Raw genomic sequence first — 18,969 nt, 5'->3', positions numbered from 1 at the left:
TTCAAAGGTCACAACGGTGTCGGGTCACAAGGCGACCGGATCGGCGAAGAACTGCCCAAAACTCTCACGCTGTCGCGACTTGATCAAGGTCGCCCATTAATTGTCGAACAGTTCCGGCGTCCTGCCGCTCGCTCGGACCTTCTCGAGCCATCTGAGGGACGTCACCTCACCGAGACTCCCGACCGCGATCACGATCGAGAACGACCTAGATCATGATTTAGGTCGAACTCCCGCACCGCTCTTCCCCTGATAGGGGATGGAAACGCATGTGCTTGCAAAAGTGAGCTGATCGTTGCGGTCACACTACAGAGGGAAACAATGAAGCTCTGGATGAAAGCCTGCACCATACTTTGGGGCGTGGCCCTTTCGACGTTGATCGTACAACAGGCTGCCGATGCCAGCGAAAATGTTGGCGTGCATCAGCTTGCGGCTCCATCAAAGGAACGTGGCGTCGATCTCGATGTGACCGTTTGGTACCCGGCTCAACCAGGTGGTCAGTCTGTCACACTCGGTGAGAGCGTGTTCTTTGCCGGAACCCCTGCCATGCGCGATGCCCCGATATCAGATGGAAAATTTCCTCTCGTTCTGCTGTCTCACGGTGCAGGCTTGGCGGGAAACGCTGAGGCGCTAAGCTGGATTGCAGCAGCATTGGCAAAGCAGGGCTTTATTGTCGCCGCGCCGACCCATCCCGGCAATGGCGGTAAAAACCGATCCGCTAGGGAAACGATGAAGCTTTGGCTGAGGCCTGTGGATATCACCGAGACCTTGAATGCGATGGGAAACGCCCCCTTCTTCAAAAAGCAACTGGATTACGACGCGGTTGGTGTGCTCGGGCTTTCGATGGGTGGTAGCACTACGTTGTTGATCGCTGGCGCCCGCATGGAACCCAAACAGTTGGCTGATTATTGCGACACAGACGCGCTCAATGCGTCGCTTTGTGAATGGATCAGGCAAAGCGGGGTTGATCTGCACGCAATGGACCTTCGACCAGCGGGCCACAACTACCAAGATAAGCGCATCCGGTTTGCCATGGCAGTTGATCCTGCGCCTGTCGATGTCTTTGAGTTAAAGAGCTTTTCTAAGATTTCGGTTCCCGTCGAGTTCATTAATCTCGGCCAACCGGGCAAAATCCCACTGACCGCCGACGCTTCGAAGATCGCAAAGGCGATCCCTCGCGCCACATATTCAACGATCGAAGATGCAAGCCACTTCAGCATGTTTGGCGAGTGTAAGCCCGGTGCGTCGCAGATCGCCCAATCTGAAAATATCGGTGATCCCATCTGTATGGATGGTGGAGGCCGGAGCCGGCGCGAAATTCATGAGCAACTGACCAAGGCGGTTCTTGCTGCTTTCCGTCGCGCATTCAGCCAGTGAACAGGCGGGCTGTCCCAGCATCGCCTTTTGGGCGGGATTTGAATGCGTCCCCTGCTAAGGTAAGAGCGCCGTCCTTCTAGTTTCGCTAAAAATGTCGAAGTAGCAATATGCTAACGGAGCGTTGGCCTCCCTCTGAGAAAGACGTTTGCGAAAAATTTGCGGCTGCATGCTGCCGCCTGATAACCGTCTGCTTCTTGGAACTCCCTCCGCTAGTGGATGATACCCCGGAGCTTACGGCCCCGCTCCTCGACGCGAACCAGGAAACGGCGTTGCGCAAGTTGTAGTAGCGCAAGGCGTGCCGACATGAGCAAGTCGCTGGAACCGCCTCGGCGGTGCAATGCATAGACTATGCACTGATGAGCCATACCTATCGAACGAGGCAGAAGCAAACACTCCGGGTGCAGCGGCTTCCGCGTAGCCCCAAGACAGTCGTCAAACAGGCGCGACTCGACCGCTCTCTGAGCAAGGAGTACCGTAACTCCCACTCACTCCGGCTTGGGAGGGCTACATGTGGGGACCGTCGATTGTATTCACGTTTCTTGTCGGCTTGGCAGCGTCCAGTATTGGCGCTGAACTTCCTCCGTTCCATACGTCAATCTTCTCGGAGGATGTCTCCGTTGCCTTGACGGTGCGATCCGTCTCAGCATCTCGCTCTCGGGAGTATGATTATGATGTGACCATCGGGCTAACCGAGCAGCTGAGTAACGGAACGACTATTTTCATCGATCACGGAAGTCATGATGCGAGGGTCAAGTGTTTGCCCGGGAAGGTGTTCGTGGGCGGTAAGGAGTACCTGCCGCTGCCAAGTCAGGCGACACACGACTGGAAGGAAGACCTAGTAGAATCGCTATGCACCGGTCCGGTGTCGTAGTCGGCTCCCTCAACCGACGAACATTGGCCGCCCCGCCGAACGTATGCGATATCTATTGAACGACGACGTCCCGCCAGTCCAACAGCCTTGCGCCTGACCCAGCGCGTCTCATCGCGTTCGTGGGGAAGCCTGCTTAGCAAGTCTTCGGATACGACCAAGGGAGACCCGAGGGTTTTCGCGACCGCCTCCAGTCGTTGCGCGACGTTGACCACGTCACCGACAACAGTGAACTCGTCGTGAAAGCCGCTCTCAAGGACGCCGCCAATGACGACACCGATATGGACTCCAATTCCCGCATGAAACGATGCCTTGCCGTGTGACCGCGCTTCCACCCCCCATTGCTCAAGCGCTTCCGCAAGCTGCAGAGCGCATGCGAGCGCTCGTTCAGCGTCATCGGTGCGAGGCTTCGGCTGTCCGAAGACCACCATGATGCCGTCTCCAATGAATTTATCGACGGTGCCGCCGTGAGAAAACACGATGCCTGCAACCATATGCCGGTATTCAGCCAGCACCTTAGCTATCTCCCCGGCCGAAGCATCCTCGGCGTACGCGGTAAAATCACGCAAGTCTATGAACATGACGACGGCCTCGCGGCGCTCCAGATCGAGGACGCTGGTCGCCTCCTGAAGGTCAGCGACGACGGTCGGAGAAAAGAAGCGGGAAAGATTGGATCGAAGCTCTTCGACCCTTTGGACCTGACGCCGGGCACGCTGGTATGCCGCCGCCGACAAGAAAGCCGCGCCGACCGTCAGGCAGAAGCTGACCAATAGAAGAAGGTCCTGAGCGGGCAACATTTCAGCAGAATTCGGTTCGACCAGCCGATGGCGATACGTCATCAGGGCGATCATTGCTGCCCAGGATGCACCAACCACACCCCCAAAAAGAAGGATCATTCGGGCATTTAAGCGAATGGCTACCTGGTTGAGCAAAAGGAACGCGACGACGAGGCTCGACGCGGTAAGTTCGTGGCGGCCAGAAGTTGGCGGTGCCAGAATATGCAAATAGATCAGATACACGACGAGCGCCGCGTCGACCGCAACGAAAAGCAGTGTTGTCAGCCGAGCCTTGTGGACCAAGCGCGGAAGGAGGGCTGCAAGGACGCTTCCTCCAAGGTAGAGGGCCGTGACGGTGGCGGCGACCTTCACCCCAGCAGAGGACAGGTTCGCGAACATGACAATAGTCGCGGCTACCCTGAGGATAAATGCGCTGACATCTGAGCGAAGCGCTACCGTGAGCGATGAACCCATAAGTACGACGTGCCTGTGTGGGGCCCGGGCCGGTTTCAATGGCCCGGGCGTCTTCTTTACTTAACCTGGGTGACGGTCAGCTTGCCATCAACGCGCTCGGCGACGAACTCGATGCTCTTGCCTTCCTTCAGGTTTTCCAGAAGAGCTGCATCCTTGACGCGGAAAACCATGGTCATTGCAGGCATGTCGAGGTTCTTCAGGTCCTCATGCTTGATGGTGACCTTCTGCCCTTTGGCGTCGACCTTGTTGACGACGCCTTTGGTGAACTCCTGGGCGAATGCTCCAGCGGCGGCGCTGATGGATAGGACCGAGGCGAGAGCGAGTTTAAGTGCGATCTTCATTATAGGTCTCCTTTTTGGGGTTACTTGGCAGCAACAGTGACGTCGCCATGCATGCCAGCCTCGTAGTGACCGGGGATCAGGCAGGCGAACTTGAATTCGCCGTCAGTTGTGAATTTCCAGATGATCTCGCCGGATTGACCGGCCGTCAGGCGGATCGAGTTCGGGTCGGCATGTTCCATCTCCGGGAATTTCTCCATCACCTTCTTGTGCTCCAGGATTTTGTCTTCCTGATCGAGGACAAACTCGTGGTCGGTCTCGCCCGCGTTCTTGATGGAGATTTTCACGGTCTGGTCCTTGCGAACCTTGATGACGGCAGGCTGGAACAGCATCTTGCCGTCTTCGGTCTCTTTCATGGTGACGCGGATGGTTTGGGTGACCTTCGGCTTGTCCCCCGGTTCGCCAACCGCCATCTTTTCGCCGTGGCCGCCAGCGTGGTTGCCGGAGGCAAGGGCAGGGCTGGTGATGGCCGCGAGAGCCAGTGCAAGTGCGTAGATTTTCATGTCAGGTCCTTTTGTTGCTGAGGATTTGCGTCAGCCATGTTTCATTGGCTTCGGCGTGATGGTGGTGTTTGCGTCTTTGGCTTTGGTCGCGTCCGGCAGTTCGCCAGTCCACTCCCAGGCCTGTGTCCCGGGCGGGTTTTCGTACCAACCCGGATCGGAGTAATCGTCCGCTGAGATGCCCTCGCGGACCTTTACGACAGAGAACATGCCGCCCATCTCGATGGGACCATGAGGACCCCAACCGGTCATCATTGGAACGGTGTTCTCAGGGATGGGCATTTCCATTTCGCCCATGTCGGCCATGCCTTTGGTTCCCATCGGCATGTAATCCGGTTGGAGTTTGCGGATTTTCTCGGCGACCTTCGACTTGTCTGCACCGATGAAGGTCGGGATGTCATGGCCCATCGCGTTCATGGTATGATGCGACTTGTGGCAATGGATTGCCCAGTCCCCGAGGTACGTGGCATCGAATTCGTAGGCCCGCATCGCTCCGACGGGGATGTCGATGCTGACCTCCGGCCACCGCGCTTCCGGCCGCACCCATCCGCCATCCGTGCAGGTGACCTCAAAGTCATAGCCATGCATGTGGATCGGATGGTTGGTCATCGTCAGATTGCCGACTCGGACCCGAACTCGGTCATTCTTCGACACAACAAGCGGGCTGATGTCAGGGAAGATGCGACTGTTCCAGCACCACATGTTGAAGTCGGTCATTTCCATGATTTTGGGCACGTATGTACCAGGATCGATGTCATAGGCGTTAAGCAGGAACACAAAGTCCCGGTCGACGCGCATGAACTTCGGGTCCTTGGGATGGATGACGAAGAAACCCATCATGCCCATCGCCATCTGGACCATTTCGTCGGAGTGCGGGTGGTACATAAAGGTGCCGGATTTCACGAGATCGAACTCGTAGACAAACGTCTTGCCGACAGGAATGTGGGGCTGCGTAAGGCCACCCACCCCATCCATGCCCGAAGGAAGGATCATTCCGTGCCAGTGGATTGTCGTGTGTTCCGGCAGCTTATTAGTGACAAAGATGCGGACACGGTCCCCCTCAACCGCCTCGATGGTCGGTCCCGGTGATTGCCCGTTGTAGCCCCAGAGGTAGGCCGTCATGCCGTCCGCCATCTCTCGCTCGACCGGCTCGGCGACGAGATGAAACTCCTTGACGCCATTGTTCATCCGATGGGGGAGCGTCCAGCCGTTGAGGGTGACGACTGGCTGATAGTCGGGGCCCGAGGTCGGGTGCAGTGGAGGCTGCATATCGGCCGACGCCATTGCCGGAGCGTCCGGTAGGCCCATCGCGGACGTCTTGGTCCAGGCTCCAGCTGCCATCAGGGCTGCGCCTGCGCCAAAAAGTTGTCGTCTGTTGAACATCTGAGTGTCCTTTCTCAATGAGCGCCGCCACTTTCGGATGCCGATGCAACCTCGGTCTCGGCTGCCGCCGCAGACGAGCCGCCGCCGTAGACAGCGGGGGCGAGGTTCGCGTCAGCTAGCCAAAAGTCTCGCTTGGCGTTGACGGAAAGCAGGATGGAATTGATCTTGTCCCGAGTGTCGGTGAGCAATTCGAACGTGTTGGTGATCATGCCGTTGTAGGTCAGCAGCGACTCTTCCTCGACCTTGGTACGCAGCGGCACGACGTTGTTGCGGTAATGGCGGGCGATGTCGTAGTTGGAGCGATAGGCTTCGTAGGCCGACCTCGCCTCCGAACGCACATTGACGGCTTTTTCCGCCAATTGGTTCGCGGCTCGCATGTAGCCAAGCTCTGCCTTGCGCATCCGTGCCTTGCCGGTGTCGAAGATGGGGATGGCAAACTCCAGCTCGCCAGCAGCAGTGGTTTCCCACTTCTTCTTCCCGTCCTCGACTTCGCGCTCGGCCTCGAAGCCTGCCAGGATTTCCAGGTCCGTGACGTAGCGCGTGGCCTCGGTCAGGCCATAGGATCGTGCTGTGGCCTCCAGTTCCAGTCGGGCGACCTGAAGGTCAATACGGTTTCGGAGGGCTTCGGCCTCGATTGCATCGCGCTTGGCAAGCGACCGTGGTAACGCCGGAAGGCTGTTTGGAACCTGGTAGTCGACATCGGTGCCCCACAGGCCCATCAGCCTCGTGAGTTCCTCTTTGGCAAGACGCGCCGTCAGGCGGGCTTTCGCCGTTTCGCCAGCCAGCTCGGCAACGAAGACATGCTCGCGAGCCTGACCTCCTTTCGTCATCGCGCCGGTTTCACCAAGTTTTTCGGCGAGTTCTGACGCTGCGTCTGCAGCTGTCTGTGCTCGTTGCAACTGACCGACGTTTTCCCATGCGGCGACTGCGTTGATCCAGGCGCGACGGGTTTCCGCCGCGAGTTGCAGAGTCCTGACGGCGGCGTTCAACTGGGCCTGCCGGAAGCGGGTGTCGGCGATGTCGATGTCCCGCTTCTTGGTCATTAGAGCGAGAAGGTTTGTGGTGATCGCCCCCTCGATTGTACGGAATGCTTCAAGTTCCGGCGCACCGATGCCCGAGAATCCGACGGATACCGTTGGGTTCAGCAGCATCGTGGATTGCCAGGCATCTGCTGCACTGTCGCCGAGATCGGCGTAGGCTGCCTGTAGGCCCTTGTTGTTGATGAGGGCGACCTGAACGGCAGTTTCGGCATCCAGCACCTTGTTCCTGCCCAGGATCGCCTTCACGCTGGTGGACGTTGCCTGCGCCTGCTGTTGGTTTTGGACCCAGACAGTCTGTTTGGATGTGACGCTACCGACCTTGGCTGAAACCGTGGAAAAGCCCGCTTCCTTTCCGGCGTATTCGGCGCTGCTGACGCAACCGGCCAGAACCAGCGGAATAGCCGTCAGGGCCATTGCTCTCTTGATCGCGATCATGATTGGTCTCCATTCTTCGGAGACAATTGCTCGTTCTGTTGCCGCCAAGGCTTGGGATCGATGGGCTGGCGGGCAACGAAGCCAGAGATGGGCGAATGGTATCGAATAGGACGCACCGAGTACGTCTGCTCGACGTCCGCCGACGCAATAACATCGGGAGGCGTGGATGCGCAGCCGCCCACCAAGAGGGGCAGCCCCACCACAAATATGGAAGGTTTCATTTTAAAAAATCCGAATAGCAGATATCGATCGGCAGGCGCGGCTGTCGCCACGGCATGCCTTCCGGACCCGTCAGGACGGGTAAATCGCTATTCAGATTTTAGGCGGCCTGTGGAGAGGCGGCAGTTCGCCAATCAGACTTTGATCATTGACGAACTGCCGGATCGAAGACACGACGGGCCCGCCAACGTCGTGCGCTTCACAAACGATGCCGAAGCCGCCGCAGAAGTCCTTGCAGCACTGCTGTTTGGAGAACTGGTCGTCATCGCCCGTGGGTGACCCGTGATCGTGCTGCTGGGAGACATCTTGCACCGCCTCATGATCACCGGAAATCGGATGATCATGGCCAGCCATGGCAGCATGGTCGTGCCCGCTAGCGGTAACCGGTGGCGATAATTCGGGGAAAGCCGATCCATGCATAGCGGCGTTTGCGTTGGACAGCGTGTATCCTGCCAGCGATACGATGATCACCAGCCGCACGAATATGAGCAGTTTGCTCAGTGCGATTCGATACATTTTGTCCATTCCCGAGAGCTACAGCCAAAGCAGCCCAACTTCAATTGCGCCGCGAAGCTTTCAAAGATTCGCGACGATTGTGAGGCAGTTCTTGGGGCGTGTACGGCTTGCCACCGTTGGAAGGTCAACACCTATTTTGCAAAGCGGCATGCGATTGGACGGCGATGGCTTTGAAGGAGGCCACCGGCTTTTTGCAACCACCCCGCCACTGTGGCCTCCCATCATCCTCCCAGGAGAAGAGGATGGGGAGAGACTAGGACTGTTCGCTTCACTCGCCATCGGACGTAGGTCCAATCGTCGAATTCCGTAGGTCAACGAACAATGCGATCAACGTCTCGTTTGACGGTCCGGGTGTCAGGCTCGTCTTTGCGTGGAAGGATCATCCGGTCGAGTGTACCGTTCTGTTTGATCAACGTATGCCAGGCAGCAGCGGTGAAGTGGATCGCGACCATCATCAGGATCACCTTCGATCCGATGGCGTGAAGTGGTGCGACGGAGAAGGTCAGATAGCTCGCGACGAAACCAAGTGCGGCTTGACCGATGATCGCGGCATAGAAGGCAAAGTGGAGAGCCTTTGCGAGCAGGTCCGCACCCGTCTGCGGCGTCGCCCTTGAAGGAGGCTGCATGATCCTCAAGACAAGCCGCAGCACCATCAACCCGCCGATGGCTATCCCTGCATAGTTGTGGACCAGGTGCTGCAGCACGTCGGCCGCCGACGGCTGCACGCCCATGTGCACTGCATGATGGGTGCGCTCGATGCTACCTCCCGTCAGGTACTGTACCGGCAGTAGTCCGGCGATCACCCAGTGCAAGGCGATCTGATAACCCCTGTAACCGTCGCGCATTCGATCCTCCAATTGTGGTGGAGGATGCCGTGACTCTGTAAAAATTGGGTATCCACCCCGCGCTCCTTGGTTGCTTTCCAAACTTCCCAGCCCATATCGCCATCAGGAACAAAATTCTGCTTTCGCCGTTGGATGCGAAAGGGAAATTCACAGTGATCTGTATTCGTAGCAAAATCCCCCATGTCGTCATGGCCCTGGCTTTGAGCTTGATGGTGGTGGCCTCGATTACTCCGTCGGTGACCGCTGGCATTTTGAGCGGGCAGTGCGTCCATGCCTCCTCAGGCTCACATGACGAAAAGCCGCATCCGGACACAACGCATGTAGGAGCATGCTGTACTGACATGCATTGCTGTCCGCTTATGCCGAGCGTCCTGCTATCCGATGCATCGTTGCGGTTGGGAGAAACCGTTTTCCCGGGACGCACGGCAGCAAGCCCGCTCCTGTTGATCAGGCCAATCGATCCGCCACCGAAGGCCTTCGCGGTCTGACGTTTCGATCAACCCAATCGATGGAGATTTCTGATGAAAGCGAAACACCTCTTTACGGCTTTTGCCGCGTCTTGTCTGGCGCTGGCAGCGCTTCCTGCTGTCGCCCAGGAAATGTCTTACCCCGAAAAATGCAAGGGGATGGACATGGCCAAAATGGATACGTCGTCCGGTGGTGGGACGAAAATGGACATGTCCTCTGGCGACATGAAGATGGATATGCCCATGGACAAAATGGGCGATTACCAGAAGGCCGTGATGGAAGGCATGAAGTCGATGCACGACGACATGATGCAGGGGATGACGCAGAAAGACCCGGATGTGGCTTTCGTCTGCGGGATGATCGCCCACCACATGGGCGCAATCGCCATGTCCGAGGCCGAACTGAAGTACGGCGATAACAAAGCGGCGAAGGACATGGCGAAGAAGGTCATCGCGGCGCAAAAGAAGGAAATCGCCTACATGACCAAGTGGGTCGAGAAGGAAGCCAAGTAGGAGGCGGTCATGCACCACCAATCTGAAGAGATGAAGCGCTGCATCGAAACCTGCCTGGCCTGTTACCAGGAGTGCCTCTCGATGGCGATGACCCACTGCCTGAAGGTGGGTGGCGATCATACGAAACCGGACCATTTCCGCCTGATGATGGCATGCGCGGAGATGTGCCGCACCTCTGCCCATTTCATGTTGATTGCCACACCGCATCACAAGCACACATGCCGTGAGTGCGCGGAAATCTGCCGCGAATGCGCGGCCGACTGTGAGCGCGTCGGAGACATGGAAAGCTGCGTCGCCGCTTGCCGCAGCTGTGCCGAGAGTTGCGAGAAAATGGCCGCCTAAGAGCCTTACAGGAGGGCCGGAAGTACCGGCCCTCGCTAACGTCGGTTCTGTGGGGCGGGGGCGAAGTGACTTCCGGCGTCTGTCGTCATTTTTGATACGCACCACTTTGCATATGCTCTCGCAGGAACGCCACCTAGCCAGCTGCCCAGCGGGCTGCGGGAATACGAGTATTGGATTTTGACGATTACCCGGGAGCCTCCCGAGATCGGGCTGACGACGAAGTCCATGTGGTAGGAGTCGATGACAAGCAATTTCGGGTGGCCGAGCGTCTGCCAGGATTTCCGCCACGGCGGTTGCCACTCGGTGACGATTTCCTCGACGAACAGCTCCATGCCAAGAACCTTGCCGCGCATCTTTACGATGGAGCCGACGACTTGCCCATTCCCGGCGTCGACGTCGTATTCCATGGTAGCCCCCAGCATCATCAGCGAGGGCTTCTGCATGTGGGCTCCGACAACGGCTGGATCATCGAGGAACTCGAAGACCTGCTGCGGCGGAGCCAGCAGGTCAATGGTACTCGTCGCGGACTCCTCGTACATCATCATGCGCCGTCCTTGTGATCATGACCTCCATGACCACCGTGTCCATGGAATAGGTGCATCAGCGGGCATGCCAAAAGCAGAAGGTATGGGGCGACGCCAAGGGCGTGCGCCCAGTGCTCCCGTAGCATGAAGAACACGACGATGATGCCAAGTGATGCCGCCATCAAAATCCATGTGCGCGAAATCATAGTCCGATACTCCTAAGTCTGAGGGAATTGCCGACGACGCTCACGGACGACAAGGCCATGGCGGCTGCGGCGATGATGGGGGAGAGGAGGATTCCGAAGACGGGATAGAGAGCGCCCGCCGCTATCGGCACGCCAGCGGCGTTATAGATGAAGGCGAAGAAGAGGTTCTGCCGGATGTTGCGCATCGTCGCCCGGCTAAGCTGCCTTGCCCTGACGATGCCTTGCAGATCACCCTTGAGCAGGGTTACTCCCGCACTTTCGATGGCGACGTCCGTTCCGGTCCCCATGGCAATTCCGACATCGGCCGCCGCAAGTGCAGGTGCATCATTGACGCCGTCGCCTGCCATGGCAACGATGCGGCCTTCGCTCCTCAATCGCGAGACGATCTTGCTTTTGTCTTCCGGAAGGACTTCGGCCTCCACTGTGGTGATGCCGAGCTTGAGAGCGACAGCAGCCGCCGTCGTCTTGTTGTCGCCGGTCAGCATGACGACTTCGACGCCTTCGTCCATCAGCGCCTTGACGGCCTGCGGTGTCGTGGTCTTGATCGGATCGGCGATGGCAAAGAGACCGGCCAGCGAGCGGTCGATTGTCAGGAAGATGACGGTTGCGCCTTCGTCTCGGAGTTTCTCCGCTTGGGCGGTCATAGGAAGGACGTCGACGCCTGCATCGGCCATGATCCTGTGGCTCCCCAGGATAAGCCTCTTGCCGGCAACGATCCCGGTCACCCCTTTGCCGACTGGACTGTCGAAATCTTGTGCGTCGTGGAGGGCGATGTTCCGTTCCTGGGCAGCGACGACGACAGCGTGAGCAAGCGGATGCTCGCTCGACCGCTCCAGGCTGGCGGCCAACTGCACAACGTCATCAACCGCCATGCCGTCGCGAGGAATGATGGCTGTCACTTTTGGACGCCCCTCGGTGAGCGTTCCGGTCTTGTCGACAACGAGGGTGTTGATCTTTTCGATCCGTTCCAATGCCTCGGCGTTCTTGATCAGGACCCCGAGCCTTGCGCCGCGACCGACGCCGACCATGATCGACATCGGTGTCGCCAGCCCCAGGGCGCATGGGCACGCAATGATCAGGACAGCGACGGCGGCGACCAACCCATGGGCAAATCGCGGCTCGGGCCCAATCAGCAGCCATGCGACGAAGGCGACGACGGCAATGACGATGACGACCGGCACGAACCAACCAGACACCTGGTCGGCCAGGCGCTGGATCGGCGCACGCGAGCGCTGGGCCTCGGCGACCATCCGAACGATCTGGGAAAGCATCGTGTCACGTCCGACCTTTCCGGCCTCCATGACAAAGCCGCCCGTTTGGTTCATGGTGCCGCCGATCAGCTTCGAGCCGACTTCCTTGGTAACAGGCATGGACTCGCCCGTGATCATGGACTCGTCGACCGAGCTTCTGCCTTCAAGAAGGACGCCATCGACCGGTACCTTCTCGCCGGGGCGAACGCGCAACCAATCCCCGACGGCCACGACATCGAGGCTGACATCTTCGTCGGAACCATCCTTTTTCACGCGTCGCGCCATCTTCGGAGCTAGATCGAGCAGGGCTCGGATCGCGCCGCCCGTCTGCTCACGGGCCCGAAGCTCCAAAACCTGACCCAGCAATACGAGGACCGTGATGACTGCTGCCGCCTCGAAGTAGACCGCGACCGCGCCTTCGTTCGAGCGAACCGTTTCGGGGAAGATTTCCGGAAACACGGTCGCGACCGCACTGTAAATCCAGGCAACCCCGGTTCCCATCGCGATCAGGGTAAACATGTTGAGGTGACGGCTGACCAGGGACTGCCATCCCCGTTGAAAGAATGGCCAGCCAGCCCAGAGTACGACAGGGGTGGCCAGAACCATCTGCACCCAGTTCGACGTCTGAACGCCGAGAAGCATGTGCAGGTTCGTGAGGTGGCCGCCCATCTCCAGCGCCAGGACCGGCAGAGAAAGCACCAAGCCGATCCAGAACCGCCGTTGCATATCGATCAACTCGGTGCTGGGCCCGGTCTCTGCTGTCACGACTTCGGGTTCAAGGGTCATGCCGCAGATCGGGCAGTTCCCCGGGCCGGGTTGTCGTATCTGGGGATGCATGGGACAGGTATAGATGACCGGCTCGCCGGTTGTAGTAGGCGGCGGCGATGCCGCCATATGTTCATGGTCGTGATGATGTAGCGTTGTCACGAGACACTCCGTGTTTTCCGTTGCCAGCTCGCGCGGCCGAGCACGGCCACGCTCGTTAGATCAAGCAGCGGTACGGGGTGGTCCCAGCGATGGCGGGAAGATGACGCCGGCCAAGTGGTCGACGGGTTCCCGGTAGGCGACCTCAATGAAACTCGGAACGTGACGGATTTCTGGCGCAACGGCTTCTGCGACGAACACCAGACACTGCGGGGCGCAGCATTGGCCAGGGACAGTGTGCGGCTTCGAATCGTCGCAATCCTCGTGACCGATCTCGTAAGCCGAAACATAAGTGTGGGACACAACGGAGCGGTCGGCTGTGAAGCCTGGCATCACAGGGGAAAGGAAGAGCAGGACTGCGATGAAAACCGCGATCATGACTTTCCGTCCTTGAACCTCGTCGCGAAATCGAAACTGGGCTGAATCTTGCCAATGTCTGTAGATAGCTGAGACGAAGAATAAGACATTGATCTTGATCAAACTCAAGTGATACCGGCCCTATCGGGGCTGGTTTGGCTCGTGCCCGTGAAGGATGCCATGAAGTCCGGTATTATTGTTCGTACAGTGATATTTATGACTGTCGCATCTGCGGCGGTTTGTGCAGAAGACATCGTGACGGTCCGACAGGCGGATATGAAGGCAATCGCCGCTGCCACGAAGTCCATCGCGGGAATGTTCAAGGTGCCGTCAACCTACTCTTCGCCGGAGTTCAAGTGGGCCGCCGAGCTTATTCGAGATAAGGCGGGCCAGACTCTGATCGACCATTTCTCCGTGGAAGCTGCATCTCCGGCTTCGAAGGCGAAGCCCAATATTACCGAGGAACGCGAGCGCTTCGACCGTTTGGCGAATGACCTCAAGTCCTATGCGGCGGCGCTCGCTGTTGCCGCCGAGAAGAATCCGACGGATATGACCGACAGTATGCGGATGAAACCCGGCGAACCGATGGGCGGTGGACCGCTTGGCACCCATGTCCAGAGTGAGGCCGAGCTTTCGTCCATTCCGGCCGAGCACGCATTCCATCTGATGTTGCAGACCTGCACGACGTGTCACGTCCGATTCCGCATGGAATAACGATCAGCGCCGCATCGTCTGCTCGGGCCTGATACCGTTCACGCCGAACCGGGTGTTCACGGCTGGAACAGCCTCTTCATGGCTTGCGTTGGCAAATTCCTCGATAATCGGGCAGTCCGGCCGTTCATCGCCGTGGCAATGGTTGGCGAGATGTTTCAGGGTCTCCGTCATCGCATGGATGGCAGCAGCCTTCCGCTCCAGCTCGGCAATATGCTCCAGGGCAATGGTTTTAACGTCGGCACTCGCACGAGAGCGGTCCCGCCAAAGCGCCAGCAAGGTTTTCATCTGCTCGACGGAAAAGCCAAGATCGCGGGCACGGCGTATGAAACGGAGCGTGTGGATGTCGTTATCGGTGTACGTGCGGTAGCTCGATTCTGTTCGAATAGCGGGCGTGATCAGCTTGATCTGCTCGTAGTACCGGATCATTTTTGCCGAGACTCCGCTGGCTTTCGCAGCTTGTCCAATGTTCATCATATTTCTCCTTCACACGAGGGAGGCTGCACCGGGAATCCGCATGCAGCTTCACTATCAGTTGGCTTGGTAACGACGCAAACGAAGCGCGTTTCCAAGCACGAAGACCCTAGACAGTGCCATTGCACCTGCCGCAAAGACCGGCGAGAGCAGGGTGCCGTTGATCGGATACAGGACACCTGGCGCGACCGGTACCAAGCTGACGTTGTAGGCGAAGGCCCAGAACAGGTTTTGCTTGATGTTCCGGATGGTCGCCTTGCTGAGCGCGATGGCCTTCGGCACTCCATTCAGGTCCCCGGACATCAGGACGACGTCCGCACTTTCGATTGCGATATCGGTACCAGTACCGGTACCGCGGTCAGGCCGACGTCCGCCTCGGTAAGGGCGGGTGCATCGTGGATGCCGTCGCCAATGAATGCGACGTTCCGCTCTCCGGATCGCAGACGCTTTACCGCGTCCACCCAGAGCAGGGGTGTCCCGGGGGGCGCACTTTTGTTCCCCGCATTGTGATGAAACATATCGACGGTCGCCGCAGACCCATGAATTGGGTGACAATAAACGGATGGGTTCTTTTGGCGTGCCGCCTCTTTAAAGATCGGTGGGATAACATTTTTCTGCGCATTGATCAGGATCAAAGCCAATAAAGCAAACGTGATTACTTTTGCCACAGCTCCATATTAAGCTCAGTGGCATGGCGATGGGTTTCGACAAAGCTTGGAAGAGGCTGCTCGCGATGGTCATGCTGGCCGTCGCAGTGGGAATTACCCCGTTTTCAGCATCCCACGCTTCAGTCTGCGACAACTATTCGAGCGTCCGTCAAGTGTCGTTGTCCGATCATGGCAATGCGACGACCGCTCACACTCACAAACACCCCGTTTCGTCTCGTTTGGCAGGCGCATTGTGTTGTGTTTCGATCTGCTCTACCTGTGCAGCGACGCCCGTGCCGCCAGCATCGGCCCTACGCACCGAATTCGAAGCGGTGATCTACGCAGTCGCATCGACTACGCTCGCCGGGCAGTCTGTCCCGCCTGGCCTTGATCCACCTCGTTTCATCGTCTGACGTTTCTTCGCTGGCGCTTTGCGCCTTTCAGCATGGATCGGCCTCGCGCCGATATAGAAACCGGACTACGAAAATGTATCGTCGTGAATTCCTTACCCGGACGATGGCGGGAGCCGCCGCATATAGTGCGTTCAATACCACCGTGCCGCAGATAGCGAGTGCTGCATCTAGTCAAGCAGCACAGGTGGTTGGATCAACCCAACGGCTGAGCATCGTCAAAAGAACCATCGAGGTGAACGGAAAGGCTGCAAGCGTTCTGGGTCTACTGCGTGCCGACGGCTCGTCAGGCCTCATTCTTGACGCCGACAGTCCGTTGGACGTTGAGTTGGCGAGCCAGATTGATGCACCAACCCTAATCCATTGGCATGGGCTAACACCGCCATGGGATCAGGACGGTGTCCCGGACAATCCGGCCGCTCTCATCAAGCCCGGCGAAAGCCGCGGCTATAACTTCCAACTGGGGGCCGGTGGCACGCATTGGATGCACGCCCATACACTACAAGAACAAAGCCTTCTTGCCGCTCCGTTGATCATCCATACGGCCGAAGACAAGAAGCGCGATGAGCAGGAGATCGTGATTCTGTTGCATGATTTTTCCTTTAAGTCTCCTGAGGAGCTGTTGGCTGGCCTAAAGAGCAGCGGCGGCGGAATGGACATGTCGGGTCACGACATGGGCGGCATGATGAACATGGACATGAGCGGCGGCTCCATGAAGAGGCACATGGGCAGCATGTCGATGGGCCGCGGGATGGCGATGGACATTAATGATATCGAATACGATGCCTATCTTGCCAATGACCGTTCGCTCGATGACCCGGAGGTCTTCCAGGTCGAGAAAGGCGGGCGAGTTCGTGTCCGCCTTATAAATGGCGCGACCGCGACTGCCTTCACCGTCGATACCGGTAACCTGGAAGCAATGCTTATTGCCGTTGACGGGCAGGACATCGAGACGATTGAAGGTAAGCAGTTTCCGGTTTCGATGGGACAGCGCCTCGATCTAGTCTTGGAAATCCCGAAAGAAGGCGGCAGCTTCCCGATCCTGGCTCTCCGCGAGGGTGCTCCTCAACGGACCGGCATCATCCTTTCGACGCCTGGAGCCGCAGTGGCCAAGGTTGCAGCAATAGGCGAGGTCGATGGACCGCTTGTCGGGCTAGAACTCGAACAGCGGTTGCGGCCGGTGAGGTCGAGCGCCGACCGCCACGTCGATAAGTCCTTCAAGGTTAGCTTGTCCGGAGACATGGCCAAGTACGCTTGGGCTATCGAGGGCGACGCCCTGAAGGTCTTTCCGGGCGACCATGTCGAGCTATCGATCAGCAACATGTCGATGATGTCCCACCCAATGCATTTGCACGGGCATCATTTCCAGGTGGTCGCGATCAACGGGCAAAGAATCAATGGGGCAGTTCGGGACACGGTGCTGTTGCCAATGATGTCCGAGGTCACTATCGCCTTCGATGCTCAAAACCCCGGTCACTGGCCGTTCCATTGTCATCATCTCTATCATATGGCGAGCGGGATGATGACCTACGTCGGCTACGAAGCCTGACGGGCTCGATGCGCTCTGGCATCTCCCCCGGAGCGCATCTGCTTCTTTCACGACAATTGGCCAATGAGCGCCTCGTGGGAGCGGATCAATCGGAAGGCGGGCGGTAGATGATAGCAGCGTCGCCGTGGTCGGTGGCGAGAGCAAGGTCCATGCAAGGTCCGTGCTGAATTTTATCTCCACCACGGACGCACCCAATGGCAACGGCAATACGATTCCTATTTAGCATCGTCGTGATCGCGCTACTCAGCTTTAGCAGCGAGGGCGCATGCCGTTCAGCCCATGCCCAGGATTTGGAGACATTCGGCTTTCAATCGATGACGACAGCCCAAGCAGTCGATCACCAGAATGTCTCCGATACGGGACATGCCAGCCCAACGGATTCTGATCACTGTGTTCAGTTTAAAATGTGGGTCGTGCCGCCGAGCCTGATATCTTCGAGTGCTGTTGAACGTGTGACGTACGCCGATGTGCTCACCATCGACCTCGGAGAAGCGTCGACATCAATTTATCGGCCGCCAATCGTATCTGCCTGATCTCTTTCGACACGAAACGAGGCGATAATTCCGAGCGCTGCACGTTGAGGCCATTGCCCGCGTGCGCCTGAAGCTTCCCATGAAGCGCCGCTCGGTAGGGGCAGATTCAAATGAACATCATCATCGGACTGATTATCACGTCGGGCTGCATTCTCGGCAGCTTCATGGCCATGGGCGGAGAAATCGAAGCCCTATTTCAACCGTTCGAACTCGTCATCATCGGGGGTGCCGGTATCGGCAGCTTCATCATGGCGAATCCAATGAAGATCGTGAGGGATTCACTCAAGGCGCTGGGCGAGGCGTTCAAACACAAAATTCCGAAGGATCGGGAATACCTCGATATTCTGGCGGTGCTCTATAGCCTGATGCGTGACCTGCGGACAAAATCGCGCAACGAAATCGAGGCGCATATCGATAACCCGCAAGAGTCATTCATTTTCCAGGGCGCACCAACGATCCTAAAGAATACGGCTCTGACGCACTTTATCTGCGACTACATACGTCTCATCATCATTGGGAATGCGCGTTCTCACGAGATCGAAGCGCTGATGGACGAAGAGATCAACAGTGTTCTGCACGACCAATTGAAGCCTTATCACGCACTGACGACAATGGGTGACGCATTCCCGGCCATCGGTATCGTTGCGGCGGTGCTTGGGGTCATCAAAGCTATGGCGGCGATCAATGAACCGCCCGCCGTGCTCGGGCATTTGATTGGCTCGGCGCTTGTGGGGACATTCCTCGGAATCTTGCTGTCCTATTGCGTCTGCAGCCCGTTGGTCCAACAGGTAAAGGCAGTTCGGACGAAGCAGCACCGGTTATACGTCATCGTAAAGCAGACACTGATCGCGTACATGAACGGTTCGGTTCCCCAGGTGGCGCTCGAATACGGACGCAAGACAATCTCGTCCTACGAGCGACCATCGATTGATGCAGTAGAACAAGAAATGATGAACGCGCCGAGCAAGGCAGCCTAGAGCGCCTGGGCGGAGCACCGCTTCAATCCGGTGCTCCTACGCGCCCGTCAGATTTGCTTGAAACTTGAGGGGTAGCCCGCGTTCTCGATTGCCGCCTTGATTGTCGCCGGATCGACTTTGGTCTCTACCTTGGCTCTCTTGGCCGTAAGGTCGATGCTGGCGGTTGCGGCTGGATCGGCGGCTTTGATCGCCTTTTCAACCGTACTGGCGCAGTGTCCGCAGGTCATATTCTGAATTTCGAATTCGTACATGGTGGTCTCCAATTGAATGTGACTTCACCTATGTGGGGCTTCCCACCATGGGAAGGTCAAGAGCGA

21 protein-coding genes and 1 pseudogene are annotated in these 18,969 nt (G+C 57.9%); 7 read left to right on the top strand and 15 right to left on the bottom strand.

Annotated elements, in window-relative coordinates; genetic code table 11:
• Window positions 1–318: 318 nt before the first annotated feature.
• Entirely contained in the window at window positions 319–1,374 is a 1,056-nt protein-coding gene (locus NBG89_RS28240; RefSeq protein WP_431323577.1) for an alpha/beta hydrolase family protein, read from the top strand.
• Window positions 1,375–2,181: 807 nt separating this feature from the next.
• On the opposite strand, the gene NBG89_RS28235 is transcribed toward NBG89_RS28240, so the two are convergent.
• The 8 genes from NBG89_RS28235 to NBG89_RS28200 all read right to left on the bottom strand — a co-directional run bounded on the left by NBG89_RS28235 (window position 2,182) and on the right by NBG89_RS28200 (window position 8,768).
• Complete coding sequence (locus NBG89_RS28235; protein WP_431323576.1) at window positions 2,182–3,417, bottom strand: adenylate/guanylate cyclase domain-containing protein; 1,236 nt, start codon at window positions 3,415–3,417, stop codon at window positions 2,182–2,184.
• A 131-nt stretch (window positions 3,418–3,548) separates the two neighbouring features.
• Window positions 3,549–3,833 (bottom strand): copper-binding protein, encoded by a 285-nt coding sequence (locus tag NBG89_RS28230; protein ID WP_431323575.1) that lies wholly within the window; start codon window positions 3,831–3,833, stop codon window positions 3,549–3,551.
• 20 nt (window positions 3,834–3,853) lie between these two features.
• A complete protein-coding gene (locus NBG89_RS28225; RefSeq protein ID WP_431323574.1) occupies window positions 3,854–4,333 on the bottom strand; it encodes a cupredoxin domain-containing protein in 480 nt (159 codons plus the stop codon).
• 30 nt (window positions 4,334–4,363) lie between these two features.
• The gene (locus tag NBG89_RS28220; RefSeq protein WP_431323573.1) at window positions 4,364–5,713 is read right to left on the bottom strand and encodes a multicopper oxidase family protein; all 1,350 of its coding nucleotides are present in this window, start codon (window positions 5,711–5,713) and stop codon (window positions 4,364–4,366) included.
• Window positions 5,714–5,727: 14 nt separating this feature from the next.
• Window positions 5,728–7,188 carry a TolC family protein gene (locus tag NBG89_RS28215; protein WP_431323572.1) on the bottom strand — a complete coding sequence of 487 codons (1,461 nt, stop codon included), beginning with the start codon at window positions 7,186–7,188 and terminating at the stop codon, window positions 5,728–5,730.
• Complete coding sequence (locus NBG89_RS28210; protein WP_431324575.1) at window positions 7,185–7,409, bottom strand: hypothetical protein; 225 nt, start codon at window positions 7,407–7,409, stop codon at window positions 7,185–7,187. The genes NBG89_RS28215 and NBG89_RS28210 overlap by 4 nt, the downstream gene beginning before the upstream one ends.
• Before the next feature lie 91 nt (window positions 7,410–7,500).
• On the bottom strand, window positions 7,501–7,932 hold the full coding sequence (locus tag NBG89_RS28205; protein WP_431323571.1) for a hypothetical protein: 432 nt from the start codon (window positions 7,930–7,932) through the stop codon (window positions 7,501–7,503).
• A 302-nt stretch (window positions 7,933–8,234) separates the two neighbouring features.
• The gene (locus NBG89_RS28200) at window positions 8,235–8,768 is read right to left on the bottom strand and encodes a cytochrome b (RefSeq protein ID WP_431323570.1); all 534 of its coding nucleotides are present in this window, start codon (window positions 8,766–8,768) and stop codon (window positions 8,235–8,237) included.
• Between the two features lie 521 nt (window positions 8,769–9,289).
• Here NBG89_RS28200 and copM point away from each other — a divergent pair.
• Together copM and NBG89_RS28190 are read left to right on the top strand one after the other, a co-directional pair.
• Complete coding sequence (copM, locus tag NBG89_RS28195; protein ID WP_431323569.1) at window positions 9,290–9,748, top strand: CopM family metallochaperone; 459 nt, start codon at window positions 9,290–9,292, stop codon at window positions 9,746–9,748.
• A 9-nt stretch (window positions 9,749–9,757) separates the two neighbouring features.
• Window positions 9,758–10,090 (top strand): four-helix bundle copper-binding protein, encoded by a 333-nt coding sequence (locus NBG89_RS28190; protein ID WP_431323568.1) that lies wholly within the window; start codon window positions 9,758–9,760, stop codon window positions 10,088–10,090.
• 35 nt (window positions 10,091–10,125) lie between these two features.
• Here NBG89_RS28190 and NBG89_RS28185 read toward each other — a convergent pair whose 3' ends face one another.
• The 4 genes from NBG89_RS28185 to NBG89_RS28170 form a co-directional block, all read right to left on the bottom strand.
• Window positions 10,126–10,635, bottom strand: coding sequence for an SRPBCC family protein (locus tag NBG89_RS28185; protein ID WP_431323567.1), 510 nt, complete (start codon window positions 10,633–10,635; stop codon window positions 10,126–10,128).
• The gene (locus tag NBG89_RS28180) at window positions 10,632–10,820 is read right to left on the bottom strand and encodes a DUF2933 domain-containing protein (RefSeq protein WP_431323566.1); all 189 of its coding nucleotides are present in this window, start codon (window positions 10,818–10,820) and stop codon (window positions 10,632–10,634) included. Before NBG89_RS28180 ends, NBG89_RS28185 begins: the two co-directional genes overlap by 4 nt.
• Complete coding sequence (locus NBG89_RS28175) at window positions 10,817–12,964, bottom strand: copper-transporting P-type ATPase (RefSeq protein ID WP_431324574.1); 2,148 nt, start codon at window positions 12,962–12,964, stop codon at window positions 10,817–10,819. The genes NBG89_RS28180 and NBG89_RS28175 overlap by 4 nt, the downstream gene beginning before the upstream one ends.
• 93 nt (window positions 12,965–13,057) lie before the next feature.
• Entirely contained in the window at window positions 13,058–13,372 is a 315-nt protein-coding gene (locus tag NBG89_RS28170; protein WP_431323565.1) for a hypothetical protein, read from the bottom strand.
• 159 nt (window positions 13,373–13,531) lie between these two features.
• Here NBG89_RS28170 and NBG89_RS28165 point away from each other — a divergent pair, with 159 nt between their 5' ends.
• Window positions 13,532–14,065 carry a cytochrome c gene (locus NBG89_RS28165; protein WP_431323564.1) on the top strand — a complete coding sequence of 178 codons (534 nt, stop codon included), beginning with the start codon at window positions 13,532–13,534 and terminating at the stop codon, window positions 14,063–14,065.
• Window positions 14,066–14,068: 3 nt separating this feature from the next.
• On the opposite strand, the gene cueR is transcribed toward NBG89_RS28165, so the two are convergent.
• Both cueR and NBG89_RS28155 read right to left on the bottom strand, forming a co-directional pair.
• Complete coding sequence (gene cueR, locus NBG89_RS28160) at window positions 14,069–14,536, bottom strand: Cu(I)-responsive transcriptional regulator (protein ID WP_431324573.1); 468 nt, start codon at window positions 14,534–14,536, stop codon at window positions 14,069–14,071.
• Between the two features lie 57 nt (window positions 14,537–14,593).
• A pseudogene (locus NBG89_RS28155) lies at window positions 14,594–14,997 on the bottom strand (heavy metal translocating P-type ATPase); the annotation flags it as partial.
• A 672-nt stretch (window positions 14,998–15,669) separates the two neighbouring features.
• Here NBG89_RS28155 and NBG89_RS28150 point away from each other — a divergent pair.
• The 3 genes from NBG89_RS28150 to motA all read left to right on the top strand — a co-directional run bounded on the left by NBG89_RS28150 (window position 15,670) and on the right by motA (window position 18,652).
• Window positions 15,670–17,142 (top strand): multicopper oxidase family protein, encoded by a 1,473-nt coding sequence (locus tag NBG89_RS28150; protein WP_431323563.1) that lies wholly within the window; start codon window positions 15,670–15,672, stop codon window positions 17,140–17,142.
• A 194-nt stretch (window positions 17,143–17,336) separates the two neighbouring features.
• Complete coding sequence (locus tag NBG89_RS28145; protein ID WP_431323562.1) at window positions 17,337–17,675, top strand: hypothetical protein; 339 nt, start codon at window positions 17,337–17,339, stop codon at window positions 17,673–17,675.
• Window positions 17,676–17,785: 110 nt separating this feature from the next.
• Window positions 17,786–18,652, top strand: a complete 867-nt coding sequence (gene motA / locus NBG89_RS28140; protein ID WP_431323561.1) for a flagellar motor stator protein MotA — start codon at window positions 17,786–17,788, stop codon at window positions 18,650–18,652.
• A gap of 47 nt (window positions 18,653–18,699) precedes the next feature.
• Here the strand turns inward: motA and NBG89_RS28135 are convergent, their stop codons facing one another.
• A complete protein-coding gene (locus NBG89_RS28135; protein WP_431323560.1) occupies window positions 18,700–18,903 on the bottom strand; it encodes a heavy-metal-associated domain-containing protein in 204 nt (67 codons plus the stop codon).
• Window positions 18,904–18,969: the final 66 nt, after the last annotated feature.

The sequence above is a fragment of the Rhizobium sp. YTU87027 genome (assembly GCF_050644135.1).
Lineage (GTDB): Bacteria > Pseudomonadota > Alphaproteobacteria > Rhizobiales > Rhizobiaceae > Rhizobium.
Note: the sequence above shows the minus strand (reverse complement) of the source record. Positions and strands in the feature narration are given on the sequence as shown.